The sequence below is a fragment of the Streptomyces sp. NBC_00162 genome (genome assembly GCF_024611995.1).
GTDB lineage: Bacteria > Actinomycetota > Actinomycetes > Streptomycetales > Streptomycetaceae > Streptomyces.
The window spans coordinates 7744140-7764502 of record NZ_CP102509.1 but is presented as its reverse complement, the minus strand read 5'-3'; the positions used below and the strand labels follow the sequence as shown (position 1 = coordinate 7764502).

Here is a 20363-nt window from a genome sequence, read left to right as displayed (position 1 = left end):
TGCACCGGACGGACGAGGCGAGGGAAGGGGCTGCGGCGATGGCTTTGCGTCATGCCGTGCTGGCGGCGCTGCTGGACGGCGAGTACAGCGGGTACCAGCTGGCGAAGGTGTTCGACATCAGCGTCGCGAACTTCTGGCCCGCACTCCCCCAGCAGCTGTACGCCGAGCTGGCCAAGCTGGAGAAGGACGGCCTGGTCGCGGGCCGGGAGGTGGTCCAGGAGACCCGGCCCAACAAGCGCCTGTTCCACGTCACCGACGCCGGCCGCGCCGCGCTGGAGGAGTTCGCCGCGGCCGCCGCGAAGCCCGCGGTCATCCGCGACGATCTGCTCGTCAAGGTCCAGACCGCCGACCGCATCGGGACCGTGCCGGTGATCGAACAGCTCGAAGCGCGGGCGTCCGCCGCCGAGGCCAAGATCGAGCTGCTCGACAAACTGCTGCGGCAGATGCGCGGCGACGCGGACGAGGAGGAGTTCCTCCTGCGCGGCGAGCGCATCGGCGGATACCTGACGTGCCTGCGCGGCGTGGCCTTCGAACAGGGCCACCGTGACTGGTGCCTGCGGACCGCTGCCGTTCTGAGGGAAAGGCTGACCACGCGTGACGAACGGTGAGTACCTGCGCTACGTCGCCCTGGGCGACAGCCAGACCGAAGGCATAGGCGACGGCGACGACACCATCGGGCTGCGGGGCTTCGCCGACCGGCTCGCCGAGCACCTCGCGGCCGTCAACCCCGGGCTCCGGTACGCCAATCTGGCCGTACGCGGGCGCCTGGCCGGCCAGGTCCGCGCCGAGCAGCTGGCGCCCGCCCTGGCCCTGCGGCCGGACCTGGTCAGCGTCGTCGCCGGGGTCAACGACCTGCTCCGGCCCCGGTTCGACGCCGTGGAGGTGGCCGGGCACCTGGAGGAGATGTTCGCCGCGTTCACGGCGGCCGGCGCCCACGTGGTGACGGTGACCGTCCCGGACCTCGGGGAGATCGCGCCGCTGGCCCGGCCGCTCGGGTCCCGCGTGTCCGGCCTCAACCACCAGATCCGCGCCGCGGCCGCCCGCCACGGGGTCACGGTCGCCGAGATCGGCCCGCAGCCCGTCGCCACCGACCGGCGGCTGTGGAGCGCGGACCGTCTCCACGTCAGTCCCGTCGGCCACGAGCGGATCGCCGCAGCCCTCGCCGAGGCCCTCCGCCTCCCCGGCAGCGACGACTCCTGGACCCTCCCCCTGCCGCCACTGGCGGCTCCCGGCCCCCTCCAGGCGGCCGGAGCCGAACTGCGCTGGGTGGCCGGGTTCCTCGGCCCCTGGATCGGCCGCCGCCTGCGCGGCCGCTCCTCCGGCGACGGCCGCACCGCGAAACGGCCCGAACTCCTGCCGCTGGGTTAGGGGGCGCCCGTACAGCAGCCGTCGCGGAGCATCTGGTGCAGGACGGTGCGCCAGTCCCCGGAGGGTGCGCCGGAGGGCGAGTCGGGGGCGGCGTGCCGGGTGAAGGCCTCCTCCAGGGTGGCGCGTTCGCTCAGGGTCCCGCCGCGCACGGTCGCCCGTACGCGGATCAGGTCGGCGAAGTCGGTGAAGGGGTCGCCGTCCACGAGGGTGAGGTCGGCGATCCGGCCCGGTTCGACCGTGCCGAGCCGGTCGGCCACGCCGAAGACCCGGGCCGGAGTACGGGTGACGGTGGTGAGCGCCTCCGCCGGGGACAGGCCGTACCGGTGCAGGGCGCGCAGGGCCAGGTGGAGGTGGAGGCCGACCGGGGTGAGCGGGGCGTCAGTGCCGAGAGCCAGGCGGCCGCCGCCCGCCAGCAGCCGCCGGTAGGCGGTGACTTCCCGTTCCAGGGCGGCGCTCTGCTCCGCGGTCGGCGGCTGGGCGGCGGCGGCCCGGACGGCCGCCACGTCCCAGGGCGGCATCAGATCGGTGACCCGGGCGTCGGCGGCGAGCGCCGGATCGGCGCCGATCATCGGCAGGGCCGTGAAGGGGGTGGCGACGAGGTCGAAGCCGCCACGGGTGTAGACCTCCAGGGTGTCCTGGTAGGTGTGGCCCATCGGGGTGGCGCCGTGGCCGTACTCGGCGCGCTCGGTCGCGACCAGGTGCGTGGTCAGGTCCTGGCCCGACTGGATGCCGGGGGCGCACAGGTGGGAACCGGCCAGTACGCCGAGCCGGTCGTGGGCGAACCGGGCGGCGTCCTCCATCAGTTCGTACGGGGCGCGGACGTAGGTCTTGACGAAGTCCCAGTCCAGCGCCTCGGCCCGGGCCAGCGAGCGGGCGAATCCCTCGCGGGTGCGGTGGGCGCGGCCCATGCTGTAGGCGACCCGGGAGCCGTCGAGGAGCTCGCCGCCGGCCAGCAGCCGGGGTGCGGCGAGCCGGCCGGCCCGGATGTCCTCGCGCAGCCGGGCCTGTTCGTAGGCGGAGCCGCCGAGGGAGACGGCGGTGGTGACCCCGTACGCGAGGTGCAGCGCGCCCTGCCGGGCTCCGTAGGTATACGGATACGGGTGGACGTGGGAGTCCCACAGGCCGGGCAGGACCGTGCCGGTGGACGCGTCGACGTGGCGCGCCGCGCGGCGGCCCGGCCGGTGGGGCTCGACGGCGGTGATCCGGCCGCCGCTGATGAGGATGTCGGCGTCGGCGCGGGGCGGTGAGCCGGTGGCGTCCCACAGCAGTCCGGCGTGCACGACGGTGTCGACGGGGACGGGGCGGCGGTAGGCCAGGGTGACCGGCACGGTCCGGGGGGCCGCGGCGGGTGCGCCCGCACCGTCGAGCGTGAGCAGGCGCAGCCGGGCGCAGGACTGGTAGAGGAGGGTGCGGGAGTCGGCGGACCACGACGGGTGGTCGGCGGGCTCGTCGGTGAGGAGGCGGGCCAGGCCGGTGGGAGTGCCGTCGGGGGCGACGGGCAGCAGCCACAGGGCCGACTCGCTGACACAGGCCAGGAACCGGCCGTCGGGCGACCAGACGGGGCCGGAGGCGTAGCGGTCCGAGAGCGAGGCGTGCGGGGCGAGCGCGTGGAGGCGCGCGGAGCCGTTGGTGGTGTCGACGATCCGGATGAGGTTGTAGCCCTCGCGGAAGCGGCGGCTGAGGCGGTTGCGGTCGCACAGGGCGACGTACCGTCCGTCGGGCGACCAGCTGGGCGGGCCGGGCAGGCCACCGCCGCCGAGGGCGGCGACCAGGGGGGTCTCCGTGCCGGTCGCGAGTTCGCGGACGAGGAGCCGTCCGGCGAGGTCCAGGGCGGCGAGCCGCGTGCCGTCCGGCGAGAGGGCCCCGTAGACGCGGCCGCCCGCGGCGAGGACGCTCTCGCGGCCACCGGTGAGTTCCCTGCGGCGTACGGTGTTCAGCCCGTCGCGGTCGTCGGTGTAGAGCAGGGCCCGGCCGTCCGGGGTCCACACCGGTCCCTGGACGTATGCGGTGGCGGGGGCCTGGACGATCTTGCGCGGTGCGCCGCCGGTGACGGGCGCGACCCACAGGGCGTTGAGTGCGGCGAAGGCCACGCTGCGGCCGTCGGGCGACAGGGACGGCAGGTGGATGCCGCGCACCGGGCGGCTCCGCTCGGCCTCCAGGACGTACTCCTTGAACCGGCTTCGGGGGCGGGGCACTTCGAGGGTGGCGTCGAGGGGAATCGCGCGGCCGGTGGTGCCCCCGTCGGGTTCGATCACCCGGAAACGGCCGTCGAGGGTGATCAGCAGGCGGTCGTCGCCGATCCAGCGCGGGGGCGCGGGCGCGAGGTCCCCGTCGAGGTCGGCCCGGCGGCCGTCCACGTACAGGCTCAGGCTCTCGGCCTTGCGGGGACCCGGGGCCGCGGACAGCCACGCGGTGCGGCCGGCCGGGGAGAGCGCCGGGCTGCGCAGGCTGCCGTCGGTGACGGTGTGCTCGACCAGTACGGGGCCTTGGGCACCGGCGGGGACGGAGGCGAGGGTGCGGGCGGTCAGGGTCTCGCCGGTGAGCGTGCCGCGGACGAACAGCACGCGGGATCCGTCCGGCGACCAGACGGGGTCGAAGTCCTCCCACGCGGCGGCCTGGCCGTCCTGGTCCTCTTGGCCGGGGCCGGGCTGCCCCGGCAGGCCCGTCAGGCGGCGCAGGCGGCCGTCGGCGACCGAGACGGTCCAGATCCGGTACGGACTGCCCGCCACCGGATCGCCGCCGCGTTCGGAGCAGAAGGCGAGGGTTCGGCCGTCGGGCGACCAGGCGGGCGCGCGGTGGTCGAACGGGCCGTCGGTGAGCCTGCGCAGGCCCGACCCGTCGGCGCGCATCACCCAGATGTGGAAGGAGCCGCCGCGGTAGGCGCTCATCGCCACCTGACGGCCGTCCGGGGAGAAGACGGGCCGGCCGGGCTCCAGGTCGGGCGGGGTGAGCGGGGTCGCGGGCGATCCGTCCGCAGGCAGGGACCAGAGGATGTTCTGGACCTCGGCGATGACGCGGTCCCCGGAGGCGGTGGCAGTGGCGGCTCCGTTGGTGGCGCGGGTGAAACGCAGCCGGACCGGGTCCCCGGCCGCCGGGGACACCGGACTGCCCTGTGCCGCCGCGGCCGTCGGGGGGCGGCCGGCCAGCGCCGCCAGGGCTCCGGCCGAAGCCGCCTGCAGAACCGTCCTGCGCGCAATCCGCATGCCGACCACTCGCCTCACGCATCGATGACCGCCCGACCACTCGTCAGCCACCCAAACGATCACGGACCCGCCGCGGCAACGGCCGGTCGGTTATCGTCCGTGCTCAAGCTGAGCCGCTCCGACGCCGACGCCGTGGAGAACCTGGGCGGCTGGCTGACCACGGTGGCCGGCCGGGTGTGCCGGGACATGCTGTGTTCGCGTTCGCCGTCCCCTTCGACGAGATCGCCCCCGTGCCCGGGCGCAGCGCTGCCACCACCCGGCAGCTCGCCAGCCGCGCCCGCCGGCTCGTCCAGGGCGCGGAGCCCGCTCCCGACACCGACCGGACGCACCTGCGTACGGTCGTCGACGCCTTCCGGGCCTGCGCGCGGCCGTGCTCGGCGGCGGGGTCATTCCGGCGGCCGCCGCGTGTCCTGCCGAGGTAGCGGCGGTACGGGGGCGGGCAGGAACTTGGCCGACTTGAGGGCCAGTTGCCCGGCGAAGTACGCGGCGGCGTCGGGGCGCATCCGGGCCAGGGCGACCATGCCCGTGATGACAACGTCGCAGACCTCGTCGTGGACGTCCTCCCAGCTGTGGGAGCGGCCCTTGCGGGGATTGGTGCCCTTGGCGCCGATCACGGCCTGGGCCGCCTCGCCGAACTCCTCCCCGATCTTGAGCACTTGGAGCAGGTGACTCTCCTCCGGCTGCAGCCCCTGCTCGGCGTCGAAGACGTCGAAACGGGCGGCGAGTGCGGTGATCGTGTCCCATGCGGCGAGCGGTTCGGTCTCGGGGTTCATCGTCGTACCTCCGTCGAGCGGGGCAGCACCTTATCGGCTCGCCCGCCGGGGACGGGGCCAGGGCAGGGGCCGGGGCCGGGGCCGACCCGGCACCGATTGTCCCGTTGTCGGTGGCTACCAGGGGGATGCGGACGGTTCCTCACGGGTCGTAACGGAGGCAATTCGACAGGTAGTTATTGGATGAATACCTGACTGAATTCCCGTCAATAAGACCCTGCCCTATATCTCGATTTGATAACGACTCCCCCTTGAAGGCCTGGACCAATCATCAGCGACGCGCGTAACTACCCTTGTTTTACTGGAAATTGATGGTTCGTCAAATCAGATCAACAGGTAACGGAACGATTTCTCGAAGCACCCTCCCGTTTGTCCGAATTCTCCGGCGCATTCGTCTGGCAGGCTTCCGCGCACCCAGTCTTCCGATCTCCATTTGAGGTGCCCATGACAGGACGACGCAGACGGCACGAACACCGCCGCAAACCCAGGCGGTTGATACTCCTCACCGCCGCCACGGCAACGGCGGCGGTGATCGCCGCAGGCATCGCCTACTCCGGACTCGGCGACGGAGCCCAGGCGGCCGCGCCCGCGGAGGCCGCGGCGGAAGTCGCGGCTCCGGCGGCCGCACCCGCCCGCGACCAGGAGCCGGAGCCCATCGCGAGCGCGCCCGCCAACGAGGGCGAGCGCGGCATGATCTACGACGGCCTCGAGGTCGCCCAGAAGGGCGACCGGTGCGTCGGCGTCTACCGCACCGGCGCCGGCCACTGCACCCACGGCCCCGACGCCCCGCCCAAGGGCGTCGACATCACCAAGGACATCGCGCCCGCCGTCCAGGCATCGGCCCCCGCGGCCGACCCGGCCAAGCCCGCGACCGATGACCCGGCGACCACGGAAGGCGACGGGCGTCCTCAGGACGCGCCCGCCGCCGACGCCGCAGCGGCATCCTCGAAGGCGCCGGCTCCCGCGGCCTCGTCCGCCGGCGGCCAGGCCGTCGCGGCCGGCCCCGCGGGCCAGACCGTCCAGTGCGACGGCGACGGCAGCACCGGCAACCGCGTGCAGGTCGTGTACGTCCACGCCCCGGGCAAGGACCGCTACTCCGAGTACGTCGCCTCGTTCCGCAAGTGGGCGGCCGACGCCGACCTCATCTACTCCGCGAGCGCGCAGGAGACCGGCGGGGTCCGGCACATCCGCTACGTGACGGCCGCCGACTGCACCCCCACGGTGCTCAACATCGAACTCCCGGCGTCCGCGCTGGGCGAGTTCAGCGCGACCAACACCGCACTCGCCGGCAAGGGCCTCGACCGCCGCGACCGCAAGTACATGATCTTCGCCGACACCCAGGTCTACTGCGGCATCGGCACCTTCAACGGCGACGAGCGGCCCGGCCAGGCGAACCTGAGCAACTTCGGCCCCTCCTACGGGCGTACGGACTCCGGCTGCTGGGGCGGGCACACCGCCGCGCACGAACTCGGCCACAACCTGGGTGCGGTCAACAACAGCGCCCCGAACACCAGCCGCGGCGCGCACTGCACCGACGAGTTCGACGTCATGTGCTACTCGGACACGCCGTACTACCCGCAGATGCGCAACATCTGCACCAACCAGGCGTCCGAGAACATCCTGGACTGCAACCACGACGACTACTTCCACACCAGTCCGAAGGCGGGCAGCTACCTCGCCACGCACTGGAACATCGCCGACAACCAGTTCCTGATGCGCACCAAGGGCGGCACCGACCCGGGTCCGAACCCGAACCCGAACCCGACGCCCACCAAGAAGCCCACGCCGACGCCGACCAAGAAGCCCACCGGCGGACCGACGGTGACGGCGGCTCAGATCCAGTCCGACTCCGTCGTGGTGAGCTGGCCCAAGGTCGAGGGTGCCTCCTGGTACCAGGTCATGCTGGGCGGCAAGCACCTGACCTGGGTGCAGTCCCAGGCGCTCCGCATCTACAACCTCCAGCCCAACACGGCGTACACGGTCACCGTCTCCGTGCGTGACGCCTCCGGCCGTGACAGCGGACCGGGCAAGGCCGCCTCCTTCCGTACGGCGGGTGCGGGCGGCGGCGCGACCACCCCCGGCGCCAAGTACCTGCTCGGCAACGGCAGCACCGGCATGAACGCCGAGGTGTGGGGCGGCCGCGGCGCGGACGGCACCGTACTCGTCGGTGCGCGGGCCAACGGATACGCCCAGCAGCAGTGGTACTTCGACGACGCCGGCAGCGGGCAGGTCCGCATCCGGTCCGCGGTCTCCGGCAAGTGCCTGCAGCCGGGCGGTACCCCCGCCGCGGGCATGTGGGTCGCGCAGCAGCCCTGCGGCGCGAACGGCGCGCAGGCCTGGAAGCTGGCGTCCCGCGGTGCCACGGTCACCGTCACGGACCCGAGCGGCGGCTTCGCCCTGACCGTGAGCAACCGCCCCTACTACGGGAACTGGCTGCTCGACCTCCAGCGTGCGGACGGGCGCGCCGCGCAGGCGTGGACCGTCCAGAAGGCCGGCTGACCCGACCGGTCGACCGACCTGCTGACCGGCTTGGGGGACCGTCACCGACGCCCCGAGCCGAACCACCCCCGGCGGGCGGCCGCACCACGCGGCCGTCCGCCGGTCCCCTCACCCCAGCCACCCGGAGCACCGCCACGATGCGCATACGAATCGCTTTCCCGGCCCTCCTGGCCGCAGTCGGCCTCATGTTCCTGACCCCCACCGCGGCGCACGCCCACGGCGACACCGTGAAGGTGGCGGTGACCGGGCAGCGGGACGGCCATGTCACCGCCGACGTCACCTGGGAGAACGACGGGGACGCCGTCGACGAGGCCGTCGCAGCCACCGTGAACGCCGTCAGCGCCGACGGCTCCCGCTCGCTGGGGCCCTTCCGTCTGATCCGCGACGTCGCCGCCGCCCCCGCAGGCTGGACCACCGCCGAGACACTGCCGCCCGGCGCCTGGAAGGTATCCGTCGACGTGGGGTTCCCGGCCCTCGGTCACGGTGAACTCCAGGTCTCCGTACCCGTGGTGGACCCGGCGCCCACCACCGGCGCCCCGGCGCCGACGACAGCGGCATCCGCCTCGGCATCCGCATCCGCATCGGCACCCGTCCCCGCGTCCACTCCCGCGTCCACCGCCACTCCCCCGGCTCCCGCCACGCCGCCCGCCGAGAGCACCGATCACACCGTCTGGTGGACGACGGCGGGCGTGGCGGCGGCAGCGCTGGCCGGCGCGGCCGGCGGCCTCCTGCTGCGCCGCCGACGGGTGCGGCGGATGCGCGCCGCGGCTCAGGGATCCGAGCGGACGTCCGGGTAGAGCCCCAGGTACCGGAACGCACCGGACTCGACGCGGTACAGGTGGGCCACGTACCTCCCGCTCAGGACGTGCGTGGACGCGTCGAAGGTCAGCGGCTTGGCCAGACCCCGGTGCTGCGTGCGGAAGATCCGGCGGGACAGGCCGGCGCGGTCACGCCCCTCACCCTCCAGACCGGTCAGGGCCGCGACCAGCAGGTCCACGGCGTCGTACGCCTCCGTGGCCCAGCGGGCCGGCGGTTCCCCGTACGCGGCCCGGTGCGCGGCCGTGAAACCGGCGGCGGCGGGTACGGCGAGGGGGTCGGTGAACAGCGTGCTGAACAGCCAGCCCTCGGCCGCCGGACCGGCCGCGGTGAGGAACGCGGGCTCCATGGCCTGCTGGATGCCCATGCGCGGGCCCTGGAATCCCGCCTCGGCGAGGGCCCGGGCGAGCCGGCCGGCCCGTTCCGGCGAGGTGCCCGCGTAGACGGCGGCCTCGGACCGGGCCTCGGTCAGGGCGCCGACGGCCCCGGCGAAGTCCGAGCTGCCCGCCGGGATCCGGTGGATGCTCACCGAGCCCTGCGCCGGGGGGCTCTGCTGGAGGACACGGGTGAGCCGCCAGGCGGGCTCCTCCGCTTCGGCGTCCTCCACGACGGCCGTACGGTGCGAGGGCCGCACCTGCGAGAGGTAGAAGAGGACGGCGGAGCCCAGCTCGTCGTCGATCGGCCGGGTGGCGCACAGGGTCCGCCAGCGGGTCTGGGCCATCTCGGGGCTGCTCGCCGACACCAGGAGCTGGGTGAGGTCCGCGGCGAGGCAGGCCGCGCCGAGTTCCGCGACGGGCGCGTCCCAGGTGGGGCCGGTGAAGGCGACGACCGCGGGGTCCGCGATCAGTTCCCGGGCCGCCTGCGCGGCGCGCGCCGGATCGCCTCCGTCGTCGGCGACGCGCAGGGACAGCCGGAAGGCGGCGTCCGTCCGCGCATTGTGCGCGTCCACGGCGAGGCGCATGCCGCGTTCGTGTGCCCGGCCGGTGGCCTTGCCCGGCCCGGTCAGGTCCGCCTGGAGGGCGAGGGTGTGGGTGGGGAGCTCGCCGGCGGGCGGCGAGGCGGTCCGGCCGGCCGGCCGGCGCGCGGCGAACCAGGCGATCGGCGCGCCCACGGCGGCGAGTGCTCCCCCGGCCGCGAGCAGTCGCCTGCGGGTGAGGGGCCGCCGGGCCGGTGGGACGTCGATCCGGGTGGGCTCGGGGGCGGGCAGGTCCAGGGCCCGGGTGGAGCGTTCGGCGATCAGCCTGAGCAAGGGGGCCGGCAGCCAGTCCTCGGTGTGCGCCCCGGGCTCCTCGGCCCGCCCTTCGCCGAGGAGGGCGAGCAGCTGCGCGAGCGTCGGCCGGGCTGCCGGGTCCTTCGCCAGGCAGGCGGTGACGGGCTCCCTCAACTCGTCTGGCAGGCCGTCGAGTTCGGGTTCATCGTGCACCGTCCGGAAGACCACCGCCGCCGGGTGCCCACCGCCGAACGGACCGTGCCCGGTCGCCGCGTACGCCAGCACACAGCCGAGGGAGAAGACGTCGCTCGCCGGGTCCGGCACCGGGCTTCCCGCCCGGGCGAGCTCGGGCGCCAGGTATCCCGGGGTGCCGACGATCGTGTTCACGGCCGTCAGCGTGGTCGCTCCCGCCGCACGCGCGATCCCGAAGTCGATCAGCCAGGGCCCGTCCGCGGCGAGCAGGACGTTGCCGGGTTTCACGTCGCGGTGGATGAGCCCGGCGCGGTGCACCTGCTCCAGCGCCCGGGCGAGCCGCGCGCCCAGGCTGCGTACGGTCGCCGCGGGCAGCGGCCCGTACCCGCCCACCGCCTCGGACAGTGCGGGACCGGGGATGAAGGGGGTGGCCAGCCAGGGTTCGCGCGCCTCCGGGTCCGCGGCGACCACCGGGACGACCCAGCGCCCGGACAGCCTCCCCGCGGCCTCGGCCTCGCGGCGGAACCTGGCGCGGAAGGCGGGGTCCGCCGCGTGGTCGGCGCGGATCACCTTGACCGCCACGAGGGTGCCGGCGGGGGAACGGCCCAGGTACACGGTGCCCATGCCGCCCGAGCCGAGCCGCCCCAGCAGCCGGTTCCCGCCGATCGCGGCCGGATCGGCGGGGATGAGGGGGTGCATCTGCCGCTATCCCGTGGCGAGCGGGGTGGACCGGCCGACGTGGCGCAGCCGGCCGCCCTCGATCCGGTGGAGGTGGTGGATGTTGCCCTTCACCTGCCGGAACTCGTCGAAGGCGTACTCCTTCGTCAGACCGCGGAAGGTGCCCTGCCCGAGGGCGGTCAGCAGGTCGGCCCTGGCCGGGCGGCCGCCGCCGCGCGCGGCCGTCTCCAGCCGGTCGATGACCAGGCTCGTGGCGTCGTAGGCCTCCGCCGTCCACACGTCGGGGGCCGTGCCGTACGCCGCCTGGTGCGCGCGGGCGACGTCCGCGACCTCGGGGGCCTCCGGGCCGGTGTACGGGGCGAGGAACTGCCATCCTTCGGCGGCCGGTCCGGAGGCGGTGAGGAACTCGGGTCCGGCGAGGGTGTAGTCGGCGGCGCGGGAGCCCTTGAACCCGGCGGCGGCGAGCAGCCCGGCGGCCTTGGCCGCGCCCGCCGGGGTACCGGCGTAGAAGAAGGAGTCGATGCCGTGGGCGAGCATGTCCGTGACGACCGGGGACAGGTCCTCCGTGCCGCGCGGCACGACCCGCGAGTAGAGCGTGGCCTCGGGTGCGACGAAGGCCAGGGTCCGGTTGAGGTGCAGGATCGCCTGCCAGCCCTCGATGTCGCCGGCGCGGTCGCACAGGACGCCGAGGCGGCGCACTCCCTGCTTCCCGGCCAGTTCGAGGTTGACGGCCGAACCCTGGCCCAGGGAGAGGGCGCTGGTCTGGAAGAAGCTGCGCCGGTCGGTGACGCCGAAGCTGGTCGCCAGCGCCGAGACGGTGAGCAGGGGCAGGCCGGCCTCCCCGTACAGCTCCAGGCAGGGGCTGACCGAGGCGTTGCCCGTCGGGCCGATGACGGCGAGCACGTCGCGGTTGGCGGTGAGGCCGGTGGCGACGGCGGCGGACCGGTCGGCGCCGCCCGCGTCGTCGGCGGCGACCACGGCGAGGGTGAAGGGCTTGTCGTCACGGGAGTTGAAGGCGTCGACGGCGAGCCGGACCCCGCGCTCCTGGGCCTGCCCGGCGGCCTTCTGCGGGCCGGAGAGGTCGGCGTGTACGCCGATCAGCCATTGCCGGGGCGCGGGCCCGGCCGGGGTCTTCGGCTTGTCGTCCTCGCGCAGTGTCAGCCAGCCGGCCAGGCCGCCGCCGGCCGCGAGCAGCGCACCGCCGGTGGCGAGGGCGAGGAAACGCCTGCGGGACGGCGAGGGCGCCGGGTCGCTCCCGGGGGCCGGCTCCGCGTCGGGGTCGGCGACGGTCTCGTCGATGCCGGGCAGGGCGAGCAGGGCGGCGGCGCGCTCGGCGATGGTGGCGACGACCGCGTCGGGCAGCCAGTCGGTGCCCTCGCGCGGGGTGTCCTCGGTCAGCGCCTCGTCCAGTTCGCGCATGGTGGGGCGGATGTCCGGGTGCTTGGCGAGGCAGGTCCGCAGCAGCGCGGTGAGCTCCGGGTCGGCCAGGACCTCCGGGCCGAAGTCGGGTTCGTCGTGGACGGTGCGGTAGAGCATCGCGTCCACGGCGCCGGTACCGAAGGGCAGTCGGCCGGTGGCGGCGTACGCGAGGAGGCAGCCGAGCGAGAAGACGTCGCCGGCCGGCAGTGCGGGGCGACCCTCGGCCTGCTCGGGCGGGAGGAAGCCGGGCGTGCCGAGCACGGCGTCGGCGGAGGTCAAGGCGGTGTGCTCGCCACCGCGGGCGATCCCGAAGTCGATGAGCCGGGGCCGGTCCATGCCGAGCAGGACGTTCCCGGGTTTGACGTCGCGGTGTACGAGTCCCTGCTCGTGCATCACCGCGAGGGCCTTGGCCATGGCCTTGCCCAGGACGCGTACGGCGCGCAGCGGGAGCGGCCCGTGGGCGGCGACGGCCTCGGCGAGGGAGGGACCGGCGACGAAGGCGGTGGCCAGCCAGGGTTCGGCGGCGTCCGGGTCGGCGCCGGTGACCTGGACGGCCCACGGGCTGTCCACCTGCGCGGCGATGTCGGCCTCGCGGCGGAACCGGGCCCGGAAGTCGGCCTCGTCGGCGTACTCCGCGCGGATCACCTTGACGGCGGCGAGGGCTCCGTCGTCGGTGCGGCCGAGGTAGACCACGCCCATGCCGCCCGCGCCGAGCCTCCCGAGGAGGCGGTGGCCGCCGATCCGGGAAGGGTCCGAGGGGTGCAACCGCTCCATCAGGGCGCCGCCTTTGCGAGTTCCTGCTTGGTGTTCACCATGAGCCTGCTGGTGCCCTGGACGACGAGCGCGTTGAGGGCCGCGTCCGCGAAGCCCTCCGCGCCCTTGCCTGCGACGGCCAGCGTGACGGGCCCGAACTGTCCCTGGGACCAGATGTAGGGCTGGGGTCCGCCGCCCTGCGCGGCGCTGACGTACTTGCCGGACTCGGTGAAGGCGTCCTCCGTCCAGCCGTTCATCTGCTCGCCCAGGTGGAGCGCGCCGCCCCACAGGCCTTTGAGGTCCTCGCCGTCGCGCAGTTTCTGGTCGGGGCAGCGCAGGACCTCCTCCATGGCGCGGGCGGTCTCCCAGCCGGACTCCTGGCGGTCGTGGTGCACGGTGACCGTGGCGTTGATCAGGACGCGGCCGTGGCCGTCCTTGGCCGGGATCTGGAAGTAGCGGGTGCTGGTGGCCAGGACGTCGGGGGGCAGGCCTTCCGTCTGCCAGACGCAGTCCTGGTCGAGGACGGGCCAGCGGCGGGGATCGCTTTCGAAGGGGGTGGCGCGCTCGACCTCGGGGCCGAAGGCCGCCTGGCCGATCACGATCCGGCCGAGGAGGGCCCGGGCCTCGGCCGCCGTCTTCGGCTGCCTGGACTCGTCCAGTTCGGGAACGAGCGGCGCGCCGGAGGCGCCGGGTGCGGTGGGCGTCCCGGTACTGCCCGTACCGGACGAGGCGGATGATGCCGGTGAGGCGGATGGTGTGCGGCTCGCGGCGCCCTTCGCCGCATCCGCGCCCCCGCCCCCGCCCCCGCCCGAGCAACCGGCGAGTACGAACAATCCCGCCACCACGCAGCCGCGGGCGCGCAGCCCGAAGCCCGGTCTGTCTTTCATGTGACCCCCCACGGCAGGGATCGTACCCTCCCGCACCGGGGCGCAACTGGCTTATGCACAAGCCTGGTTGGGGCCGGTCCGCCGCCCTCCGCGGCTGCGGCTCCGGCACGGGCAGAACCTCGAACCCCCTTGCGAGCGTCCTCGGGTTCATGAACGTGCACGTCGTCACGCCGAAGGCCCCGCGCCGCCGCCGGGTCATCCCCCGCGTCCCCCGCGTCCGCCGCGGCCGGATGATCGCCGCCCTTGCCGTCCTCGTGACGCTGCTGATGCTGCTGCACGGCTGGGTCCCGGACCGGGGCGTCCACCTCGGCAGCCTCGTCGAGACCTTCCTGCCCTGGACCGCCGCGGCGGTCGTGGCGCTGCTCGCCGCCGCGCTGCTGCGCCGCTCCCGGGTGGCGCTGGTCGCCGTCCTGCTGCCCGCGGTCACCTGGGCCGGTGTCCACGCCGGCACCTTCCTCGACCGGAGCGCCGAAGGCCGGGCGGACCTCACCGTCGTCACCCACAACGTCGACGACGTCAATCCCGATCCGGCGGGCACCGCCCGCGCCCTCGCCGCCTCGGGCGCGCAGCTGATCGCCCTGGAGGAACTCACCCAGCCCGCGCTGCGCGAGTACGAGCAGACGCTCGCCGGGAGTCACCCGTACCACGCCGTGGCGGGCACGGTCGGCCTGTGGAGCACCTACCCGCTGCGGGACACGGCCGCGGTGCCGCTCGTGTCGTGGCGCAGTGCCCTGCGGACCACTGCCGACACCCCCGAGGGCCCGCTCACCGTGTATGTCGCCCATCTCCCCTCCGTACGCATCCGCCTCGGCTCGGGGTTCACCACCGACCACCGCAACGAGGCCGCCGGCCGGCTGGCCGCGGAGCTGGACTCCGCCCCGGCCGGGCGCACGCTCCTGGTCGGCGACTTCAACGGCACCACCGACGACCGGGCGCTGGAGCCCGTGACGGGCCGCTTCCGCTCGGCCCAGGAGGCGGCGGGCGCGGGCTTCGGCTTCAGCTGGCCCGCGCGGTTCCCGGTCGCCCGCATCGACCAGATCCTGGTCCGCGAGCTCACCGTGGTCTCCGCCTGGACCCTGCCGGCCACCGCTAGCGATCACCTGCCGGTGGCGGCGTCGCTGCGGCGGTGACGAGGGCGTCGCGGCGTCGGCGGCTGATCGAGTCGGGGTCCCAGCCCGGGCGGGGTACGGATGCCAGCAGCAGCCGGGTGTAGGGGTGCCGGGGGCTGGTGAGCAGGTCGGCGACGGGGCGGTGTTCCACGGTCCGCCCGCGGTACATGACGAGCGCCTCGTCGCAGACGTAGCGGACGACGGCCAGGTCGTGGCTGACGAAGACCAGCCCGATGCCGGTGTCGCGCCGGATGTCCGCCAGCAGGTTGAGCACCTGTGCCTGCACGGACACGTCCAGGGCGGACACCGCCTCGTCCAGGACCAGGACGGCGGGTTCGACGGCCAGGGCCCGGGCGATCGCGGCGCGCTGGCGCTGCCCGCCGGAGAGACGGCGCGGCAGGGCGGCCGCCTCCCGGTCGCCGAGGCCGACCTGGGCCAGGAGTTCCCTGACCCGGTCGGCGCGGGCCTGGCGGTCGCGCAGGCCGTGCAGGCGCAGGACGCCGTCGATGGTCGCGCCGATGGGGATCCGGGCGTCCAGCGAGAGGTAGGGGTCCTGGAAGACGATCTGGACGGCCTTGGCCCGCGCGAGCCGGGCCGCCTTGCCCCGTACGGACGCGGCCGGCGGCCTGCCCTGTACGAGGATCTCGCCGGCGTCCGGGCGTTCGAGGCCGATCAGCATCCGGGCGGTGGTGGTCTTCCCGGAACCGGACTCGCCGACGATGCCGAGCGCACCGCCCGCCGGCAGGCAGAACGACAGGTCGTCGACCGCGACGACCTCCGTCCCGCCGGTGCGGTAGGTCTTGCGCAGGCCGGTCACCCTGAGCAGTTCCGGGGCAGGTTCTGTGGTCAACTGTCCTCCTTGAGGGTGAGTTCGGCGACGCGGTGGCAGGCGACCTCGGCCGGTCCGTGCCGCTCGAGCTCCGGCGGCGACTGGTCGCAGCGGCCCGGCTCGGCGAACCGGCAGCGGGGTGCGAAGGCACAGCCCGGAGCGGATTCCAGCAGCCCCAGCGGGGCGCCGGGGATCGGGGTCAGGCGGCCGGCCGGGCCGTCGAGGGGTGGGGAGGAGCCGAGCAGACCCGCGGTGTAGGGGTGCCGCGGGGAGGCGAAGAGTTCCGCGACGGGCGCCGCCTCCACGATCCGGCCGGCGTACATCACGTAGATCCGGTCGCCGACGGCCGCCGCGAGCTCGATGTCGTGGGTGATGAGGAGCAGTCCCAGGCCGCGTTCGCGTTGCAGTCGTCCCAGGACGGCCAGGATCTCCGCCTGGGTGCTGACGTCGAGGGCGGTGGTCGGCTCGTCGCACAGCAGCAGCCGGGGTTCGGCGGTGAGGGCGGCGGCGATCACGACGCGCTGGAGCATGCCGCCGGAGAGCTCGTGCGGGTACTGGTTGAGATGCCGGGCGGGGTCGGGCAGGCCGACCGCGCCGAGCAGTTCGACGGCCCTGGCGTTCGCCTGTGCCTTGGACCAGCCGTGGACCAGCCGCAGCGGTTCCGTGAGGAAGTCCCCTACGCGGCGTACCGGGTTGATGGCCGCCCGGGGGTCCTGGTAGATCATCGCGGCCTTGTTCGTCCGCACCTCGCGCAGGCTCGCGGGGCCGGCCCCGACCAGCTCGGTGCCGTCGACGCGGACCCGGCCGCCGACTTCGGCGCCCGCGGGGAACAGGCCCAGGGCGGCGCGGGCGGTGACCGACTTCCCCGAGCCGGATTCCCCGACCAGGGCGACGATCTCCCCGGCGGCGACGCTCAGGCGGATGCAGTCCAGGATCGGGCGGGCCATCGAAGGCAGGGTGACGGTGAGACCGTCGTAGGCGAGCAGTGTCATGCGGAGTCCCTCCCCGCGAGCCGGTCGCCGAGGTCTTCCCCGACGACGTTGAAGGCGACGACCACCAGGACCACGGCGACGGCCGGCACCACCGCGGACAGCGGCTGTCCCTGGAGCACGGCGGCCTGCCCTTGGTTGATCATGGCGCCCCAGTCGGGGGTCGGCGGCTGTACGCCCAGTCCGAGGAAGGAGAGGGCGGCGAGGTCGAGCAGGGCGTATCCGAAGTTCACCGTCGACTGGGCGAGCAGGGTCGGGGCGATGTTGGGCAGCATCCTGCGTACGGTGACGAACAGGGCGGAGTGGCCCTGTACTTGATAGGCGGCGACGTAGGGCCGGGCCTTCTCCTGAACGGCCAGGCCGCGTACCAGGCGTGCGGTGTACGGCATGTAGGCGATCGCCATGGCGAGCACGGGCGCCGTCATCCCCTTGCCGAACAGGGCCACCGCGAGGATCGCCAGCAGCAGGGCGGGGAAGGCGAACAGGACGTCGAGCACCCGGCCGGCCAGGGTGTCGACCCACCCGCCGCGCCATGCGGTGAACAGGCCGACGGCGATGCCGATGACGGTGGAGAACACCACGACGGCGAGGGGGCCGGCGAGGCTCGTGCGCGCTCCGGCGATCAGTGCGGAGAAGGTGTCGCGGCCGCCCTGGTCGGTGCCCAGCCAGTGGTCGGCGCCCGGGCCCAGGAGGGTGTCGCCGAGCTGCCCGAAGGCGGGGTCCTGCGGCGCGAGCCAGGGTGCGAGGAGCGCGACGAGCACGAACAGGACGAGGAGGAGCAGGCAGGCCCGTTGGAGCGGGCTGCCGCCGAGGGTGCGCAGCCGGGTGAGGGGACGCAGCCGGCTGAGGGGACCGCGGGCCGGGGTGGTGCCGAGCGCGCTCATCGTGCGCTCCCCGCTGCCGCCAGACGCGGATCGATCAGCGGATGCACCAGGTCCACGAGGGCGTTGACGACGACGAACGCGGCCACGACCAGCAGGACGATCGCCTGGACGACCTGGAAGTCGAGCTGGTCCACGGACTGGACCAGCAGGGATCCCACCCCGGACATCCCGAAGGCGGTTTCCACGATCGCGGTGCTGACCAGCATCCCGGAGACCAGGAGCGCGGAGACGGTCACGATCGGTCCCAGCGCGTTGCGCAGCACGTGGCGCCGGATGACGGTGCGCCGCGGTGTTCCCCGGCTGAGGGCGACTTCTACGTGCTCACGGCGCAGTTCGTCGAGCATCGCCGAGCGGGTCACGCGGGTGACCAGTGCCATGAAGGTCACCGAGAGGGCCGCCGCCGGCAGGATCACGTGGTGCAGCCGGTCCAGTACGCCGGTGCCGTTCCCGATCGTCGGGAACCAGCCCAGCCGCACGCCCAGTACGGACCGGAGCAGGAGGGCGGCGACGAAGGCGGGTGCCGCGGCGCCCACCGTCACCAGGAGCATCAGGGTGCGGTCGGTACGGCTTCCCCGGCGCAGCGCGCCCACGATGCCGGCCCCGGTGCCCACCACGGCGATCATGAGGGCGGAGACCCCGATCAGCAGCAGGGACGAGGGCAGCCGCGACCAGATGACCGAGGCCACGTCCTGGTGGAAGAGGTGGGAGCGGCCGAAGTCGCCGCGCAGCACCCCTTCGAGCCAGTTTCCGTACCGGACGAGGAAGGGCTCGTCGAAGCCGTACTGGTGGCGTATCTCGGCGAGTTCCTGCGGGCTGGGGCTGCGCCCCTTGACGAGGAAGCTCGCCGGGTCGCCGGGCGCCAGGAACAGCGAGGAGAACACGAGGAAGGAGGTCACCAGCAGGGTCGCCGCCATCCCGGCCAGTTTGCGCAGGACCCGCAGGCCGCGGGCCGCCGCGGCCGTCATCCCCTGGCTCCGATCTCGGCCGCCCACGGGTAGTAGAGGTAGGCGATGGACGGCTGGACGCCGGTGATCCGCTTGCCCAGGAAGACGCTCACGGGCTGGGTGTACAGGGGCAGCCAGGGCAGTTCCCGCAGGGCGATGGCCTGGGCCTCGGCGTTGGCCTTGGCGTGCTCGGCCGGGTCGTACGTGCCGATGGCCCGGTCGACGGCGGCGTCGAACTGCCGATCCGACCAGTTGCCGTAGTTGCTGAACGCGCCGGTCTGCAGGGATCCGTACATGTCGAGCGGGTCGGTGATGGACGTGTACCAGAAGGTGAGGAACAGGTCGATGCCCTCGCGTGCGGCCGGGTCGGTGAAGAGGGTCGTGTACTTCTCGGCGGAGACGGAGTCGATCTGCGGCTTCAGTCCGATGGCGGTGGCGGCCTGGGCGACGGCCTGGGTGATGATCGTCGTCTGGGAGTCGAGCGGGCTGGTCGCGATCACGATCTTCTGGCCGGACACTCCGGCCTCGGCGGCGAGCGCCTTGGCCTTGGCCGGGTCGTAGGGGTACTTCGTCAGGTCCTTCAGGAGTGCCTCGCGGGTCCCGGCGGGGGCGTCGGCCCACAGGTTGTCGGTGATGAGGGAGTCGGCGACCTCGCCGACCCCGCCGGCCCCGGCCTTGACGATGCCCTTGCGGTCGATGGCCATGAGCAGGGCTCGCCGCACGCGGGCGTCGCCGAGGGGGCCCTTGAGGTTGCTGACGACCTCGTCGGCGACGGTGGTGTTGCGGCCGAAATAGAGGGTGCCAGCCTGGCCCGAGCGCAGCCCGGCGTAGGCGTTCGGCGGGACCATCCAGCCGCCGTCGACCTCGCCGCTCTGGAAGGCGTTGACGCGGGTGGTCGGGTCGGCCAGGAAGACGAACTTCACCTGGCCGGACTTGGCCTTGAGCTCGGGGTTCCAGTAGTCGTCGAACCGCTTGAGCGTGAGCGACTGGCCGGAGGTCCAGGAGGCGAAGGAGAAGGGGCCGGTGCAGTTCACGCCGGTCTGCGGATTTCCGTAGTCCTGGCCGGACTTGGCGAGGGTGGCGGCGGACTCCACGGTGCCGGGGCCGGCGGCGAGGTACTTGTTGAAGGTGGAGTCGGGCTGCGCCAGGGTGACGGTGACCTCCAGGGGGCCCGTCCGGTCGATCGAGGTGACGTTGCGGAACGGGTAGGCCCAGACGCTGGCCGTCTGCGGGTCGAGGTTGCGGCGCAGCGAGGCCACGACGTCGTCGGCGGTGAGCTCCGTCCCGTCGTGGAAGCGCACGCCGGGGCGGATCTGGTAGACCCAGGTGGTGGGGGTGGGGTTGGCGTACGAGGCCGCGAGGTTCGGCGAGGTCGTCAGGTCGGGGTTCCAGCGGAGCAGGCTCTCGCAGACGTTGGAGAGGATCTGGTTCGGCGGGTAGTCGAACGCGTGGGCGTAGTCGATGGTGGCCGGCTCCGCGAAGATCGACCAGGTGAAGGAGTCCACGGCGCCGGCGGGGGCGGGTGTGCGGTCCGTGATCTCGTAGGCGGTGGCGGTGTCCGCCGCCTTGTCCGCGGTACCGCTGCACGCGCTGGTGACGAGCACCGCGGCCGCGGCGAGCCCGGTCGCGGCGGCCTTGTGGATGCGGCGGACCAGGCGGCGGCGCGGCGATCCCGATCGGGGTGAAGACATCGGCTGGCTCCCTGAGGGGTGAGCTTGATGAGGTATGTGGTGCTCCGGGCCCGAGGCCGGTTGCGGACCGGCGGCTCGGCGGTTGGGCGGTTGGGCAGCTCGGCTGTCGGGCGGCTTGGCGG

The 20363-nt window shown here is 73.9% G+C and carries 16 protein-coding genes; 6 read left to right on the top strand and 10 right to left on the bottom strand.

The window, feature by feature from the left end; genetic code table 11:
* Positions 1-38 precede the first annotated feature (38 nt).
* Positions 39-608, top strand: coding sequence for a PadR family transcriptional regulator (locus JIW86_RS35800; protein ID WP_257558391.1), 570 nt, complete (start codon positions 39-41; stop codon positions 606-608).
* Positions 595-1368 carry an SGNH/GDSL hydrolase family protein gene (locus tag JIW86_RS35795; RefSeq protein WP_257558389.1) on the top strand — a complete coding sequence of 258 codons (774 nt, stop codon included), beginning with the start codon at positions 595-597 and terminating at the stop codon, positions 1366-1368. The genes JIW86_RS35800 and JIW86_RS35795 overlap by 14 nt, the downstream gene beginning before the upstream one ends.
* Here the strand turns inward: JIW86_RS35795 and JIW86_RS35790 are convergent.
* A complete protein-coding gene (locus JIW86_RS35790; protein WP_257558387.1) occupies positions 1365-4571 on the bottom strand; it encodes an amidohydrolase family protein in 3207 nt (1068 codons plus the stop codon). The two genes, JIW86_RS35795 and JIW86_RS35790, sit on opposite strands and share 4 nt — an antisense overlap.
* 176 nt (positions 4572-4747) lie before the next feature.
* Between JIW86_RS35790 and JIW86_RS41755 the strand changes: the two genes are divergently transcribed.
* The gene (locus tag JIW86_RS41755; protein ID WP_322975572.1) at positions 4748-4993 is read left to right on the top strand and encodes a hypothetical protein; all 246 of its coding nucleotides are present in this window, start codon (positions 4748-4750) and stop codon (positions 4991-4993) included.
* Here the strand turns inward: JIW86_RS41755 and JIW86_RS35780 are convergent.
* A complete protein-coding gene (locus tag JIW86_RS35780) occupies positions 4958-5344 on the bottom strand; it encodes a MazG-like family protein (protein ID WP_257558385.1) in 387 nt (128 codons plus the stop codon). The two genes, JIW86_RS41755 and JIW86_RS35780, sit on opposite strands and share 36 nt — an antisense overlap.
* Positions 5345-5785: 441 nt before the next feature.
* Here JIW86_RS35780 and JIW86_RS35775 point away from each other — a divergent pair, with 441 nt between their 5' ends.
* Together JIW86_RS35775 and JIW86_RS35770 are read left to right on the top strand one after the other, a co-directional pair.
* A complete protein-coding gene (locus tag JIW86_RS35775; protein ID WP_257558383.1) occupies positions 5786-7840 on the top strand; it encodes an RICIN domain-containing protein in 2055 nt (684 codons plus the stop codon).
* 137 nt (positions 7841-7977) lie between these two features.
* Positions 7978-8637, top strand: a complete 660-nt coding sequence (locus tag JIW86_RS35770) for a hypothetical protein (protein WP_257558381.1) — start codon at positions 7978-7980, stop codon at positions 8635-8637.
* On the opposite strand, the gene JIW86_RS35765 is transcribed toward JIW86_RS35770, so the two are convergent.
* From JIW86_RS35765 to JIW86_RS35755, 3 genes are read right to left on the bottom strand one after another with little or no spacing between them, the layout of a single operon-like run.
* Positions 8610-10757 (bottom strand): bifunctional serine/threonine-protein kinase/ABC transporter substrate-binding protein, encoded by a 2148-nt coding sequence (locus tag JIW86_RS35765; protein ID WP_257558379.1) that lies wholly within the window; start codon positions 10755-10757, stop codon positions 8610-8612. The two genes, JIW86_RS35770 and JIW86_RS35765, sit on opposite strands and share 28 nt — an antisense overlap.
* Positions 10758-10763: 6 nt before the next feature.
* Complete coding sequence (locus JIW86_RS35760) at positions 10764-12929, bottom strand: bifunctional serine/threonine-protein kinase/ABC transporter substrate-binding protein (protein WP_257558378.1); 2166 nt, start codon at positions 12927-12929, stop codon at positions 10764-10766.
* Positions 12929-13795, bottom strand: a complete 867-nt coding sequence (locus tag JIW86_RS35755; protein WP_257558377.1) for a hypothetical protein — start codon at positions 13793-13795, stop codon at positions 12929-12931. The genes JIW86_RS35760 and JIW86_RS35755 overlap by 1 nt, the downstream gene beginning before the upstream one ends.
* 230 nt (positions 13796-14025) lie before the next feature.
* On the opposite strand from JIW86_RS35755, the gene JIW86_RS35750 reads away from it, so the two are divergent.
* Positions 14026-14925: an endonuclease/exonuclease/phosphatase family protein gene (locus JIW86_RS35750; protein ID WP_416237700.1), complete on the top strand. Its 900-nt coding sequence runs from the start codon at positions 14026-14028 to the stop codon at positions 14923-14925.
* Here JIW86_RS35750 and JIW86_RS35745 read toward each other — a convergent pair.
* From JIW86_RS35745 to JIW86_RS35725, 5 genes are read right to left on the bottom strand one after another with little or no spacing between them, the layout of a single operon-like run.
* Positions 14885-15754, bottom strand: coding sequence for an ATP-binding cassette domain-containing protein (locus tag JIW86_RS35745; protein WP_257558374.1), 870 nt, complete (start codon positions 15752-15754; stop codon positions 14885-14887). The genes JIW86_RS35750 and JIW86_RS35745 overlap by 41 nt on opposite strands.
* Positions 15751-16725, bottom strand: coding sequence for an ABC transporter ATP-binding protein (locus tag JIW86_RS35740; RefSeq protein WP_257558372.1), 975 nt, complete (start codon positions 16723-16725; stop codon positions 15751-15753). The genes JIW86_RS35745 and JIW86_RS35740 overlap by 4 nt, the downstream gene beginning before the upstream one ends.
* Positions 16722-17606: an ABC transporter permease gene (locus JIW86_RS35735; RefSeq protein ID WP_257558371.1), complete on the bottom strand. Its 885-nt coding sequence runs from the start codon at positions 17604-17606 to the stop codon at positions 16722-16724. The genes JIW86_RS35740 and JIW86_RS35735 overlap by 4 nt, the downstream gene beginning before the upstream one ends.
* Positions 17603-18571 carry an ABC transporter permease gene (locus JIW86_RS35730; RefSeq protein ID WP_257558370.1) on the bottom strand — a complete coding sequence of 323 codons (969 nt, stop codon included), beginning with the start codon at positions 18569-18571 and terminating at the stop codon, positions 17603-17605. Before JIW86_RS35730 ends, JIW86_RS35735 begins: the two co-directional genes overlap by 4 nt.
* Entirely contained in the window at positions 18568-20241 is a 1674-nt protein-coding gene (locus JIW86_RS35725) for an ABC transporter substrate-binding protein (protein WP_257558368.1), read from the bottom strand. The genes JIW86_RS35730 and JIW86_RS35725 overlap by 4 nt, the downstream gene beginning before the upstream one ends.
* Between the last annotated feature and the right edge of the window lie 122 nt (positions 20242-20363).

What these genes read in the sequence shown, in the direction of transcription:
- JIW86_RS35800 (WP_257558391.1), top strand. Translation starts at nt 39, where the DNA reads ATGGCTTTGCGTCATGCCGTGCTGGCGGCGCTGCTGGACGGCGAGTAC.
- JIW86_RS35760 (WP_257558378.1), bottom strand. Translation starts at nt 12,929, where the DNA reads ATGGAGCGGTTGCACCCCTCGGACCCTTCCCGGATCGGCGGCCACCGC.
- JIW86_RS35725 (WP_257558368.1), bottom strand. Translation starts at nt 20,241, where the DNA reads ATGTCTTCACCCCGATCGGGATCGCCGCGCCGCCGCCTGGTCCGCCGC.
- JIW86_RS35765 (WP_257558379.1), bottom strand. Translation starts at nt 10,757, where the DNA reads ATGCACCCCCTCATCCCCGCCGATCCGGCCGCGATCGGCGGGAACCGG.
- JIW86_RS35770 (WP_257558381.1), top strand. Translation starts at nt 7,978, where the DNA reads ATGCGCATACGAATCGCTTTCCCGGCCCTCCTGGCCGCAGTCGGCCTC.
- JIW86_RS35755 (WP_257558377.1), bottom strand. Translation starts at nt 13,795, where the DNA reads ATGAAAGACAGACCGGGCTTCGGGCTGCGCGCCCGCGGCTGCGTGGTG.
- JIW86_RS35735 (WP_257558371.1), bottom strand. Translation starts at nt 17,606, where the DNA reads ATGAGCGCGCTCGGCACCACCCCGGCCCGCGGTCCCCTCAGCCGGCTG.
- JIW86_RS35775 (WP_257558383.1), top strand. Translation starts at nt 5,786, where the DNA reads ATGACAGGACGACGCAGACGGCACGAACACCGCCGCAAACCCAGGCGG.
- JIW86_RS35750 (WP_416237700.1), top strand. Translation starts at nt 14,026, where the DNA reads ATGATCGCCGCCCTTGCCGTCCTCGTGACGCTGCTGATGCTGCTGCAC.
- JIW86_RS35790 (WP_257558387.1), bottom strand. Translation starts at nt 4,571, where the DNA reads ATGCGGATTGCGCGCAGGACGGTTCTGCAGGCGGCTTCGGCCGGAGCC.
- JIW86_RS35780 (WP_257558385.1), bottom strand. Translation starts at nt 5,344, where the DNA reads ATGAACCCCGAGACCGAACCGCTCGCCGCATGGGACACGATCACCGCA.
- JIW86_RS35740 (WP_257558372.1), bottom strand. Translation starts at nt 16,725, where the DNA reads ATGACACTGCTCGCCTACGACGGTCTCACCGTCACCCTGCCTTCGATG.
- JIW86_RS35730 (WP_257558370.1), bottom strand. Translation starts at nt 18,571, where the DNA reads ATGACGGCCGCGGCGGCCCGCGGCCTGCGGGTCCTGCGCAAACTGGCC.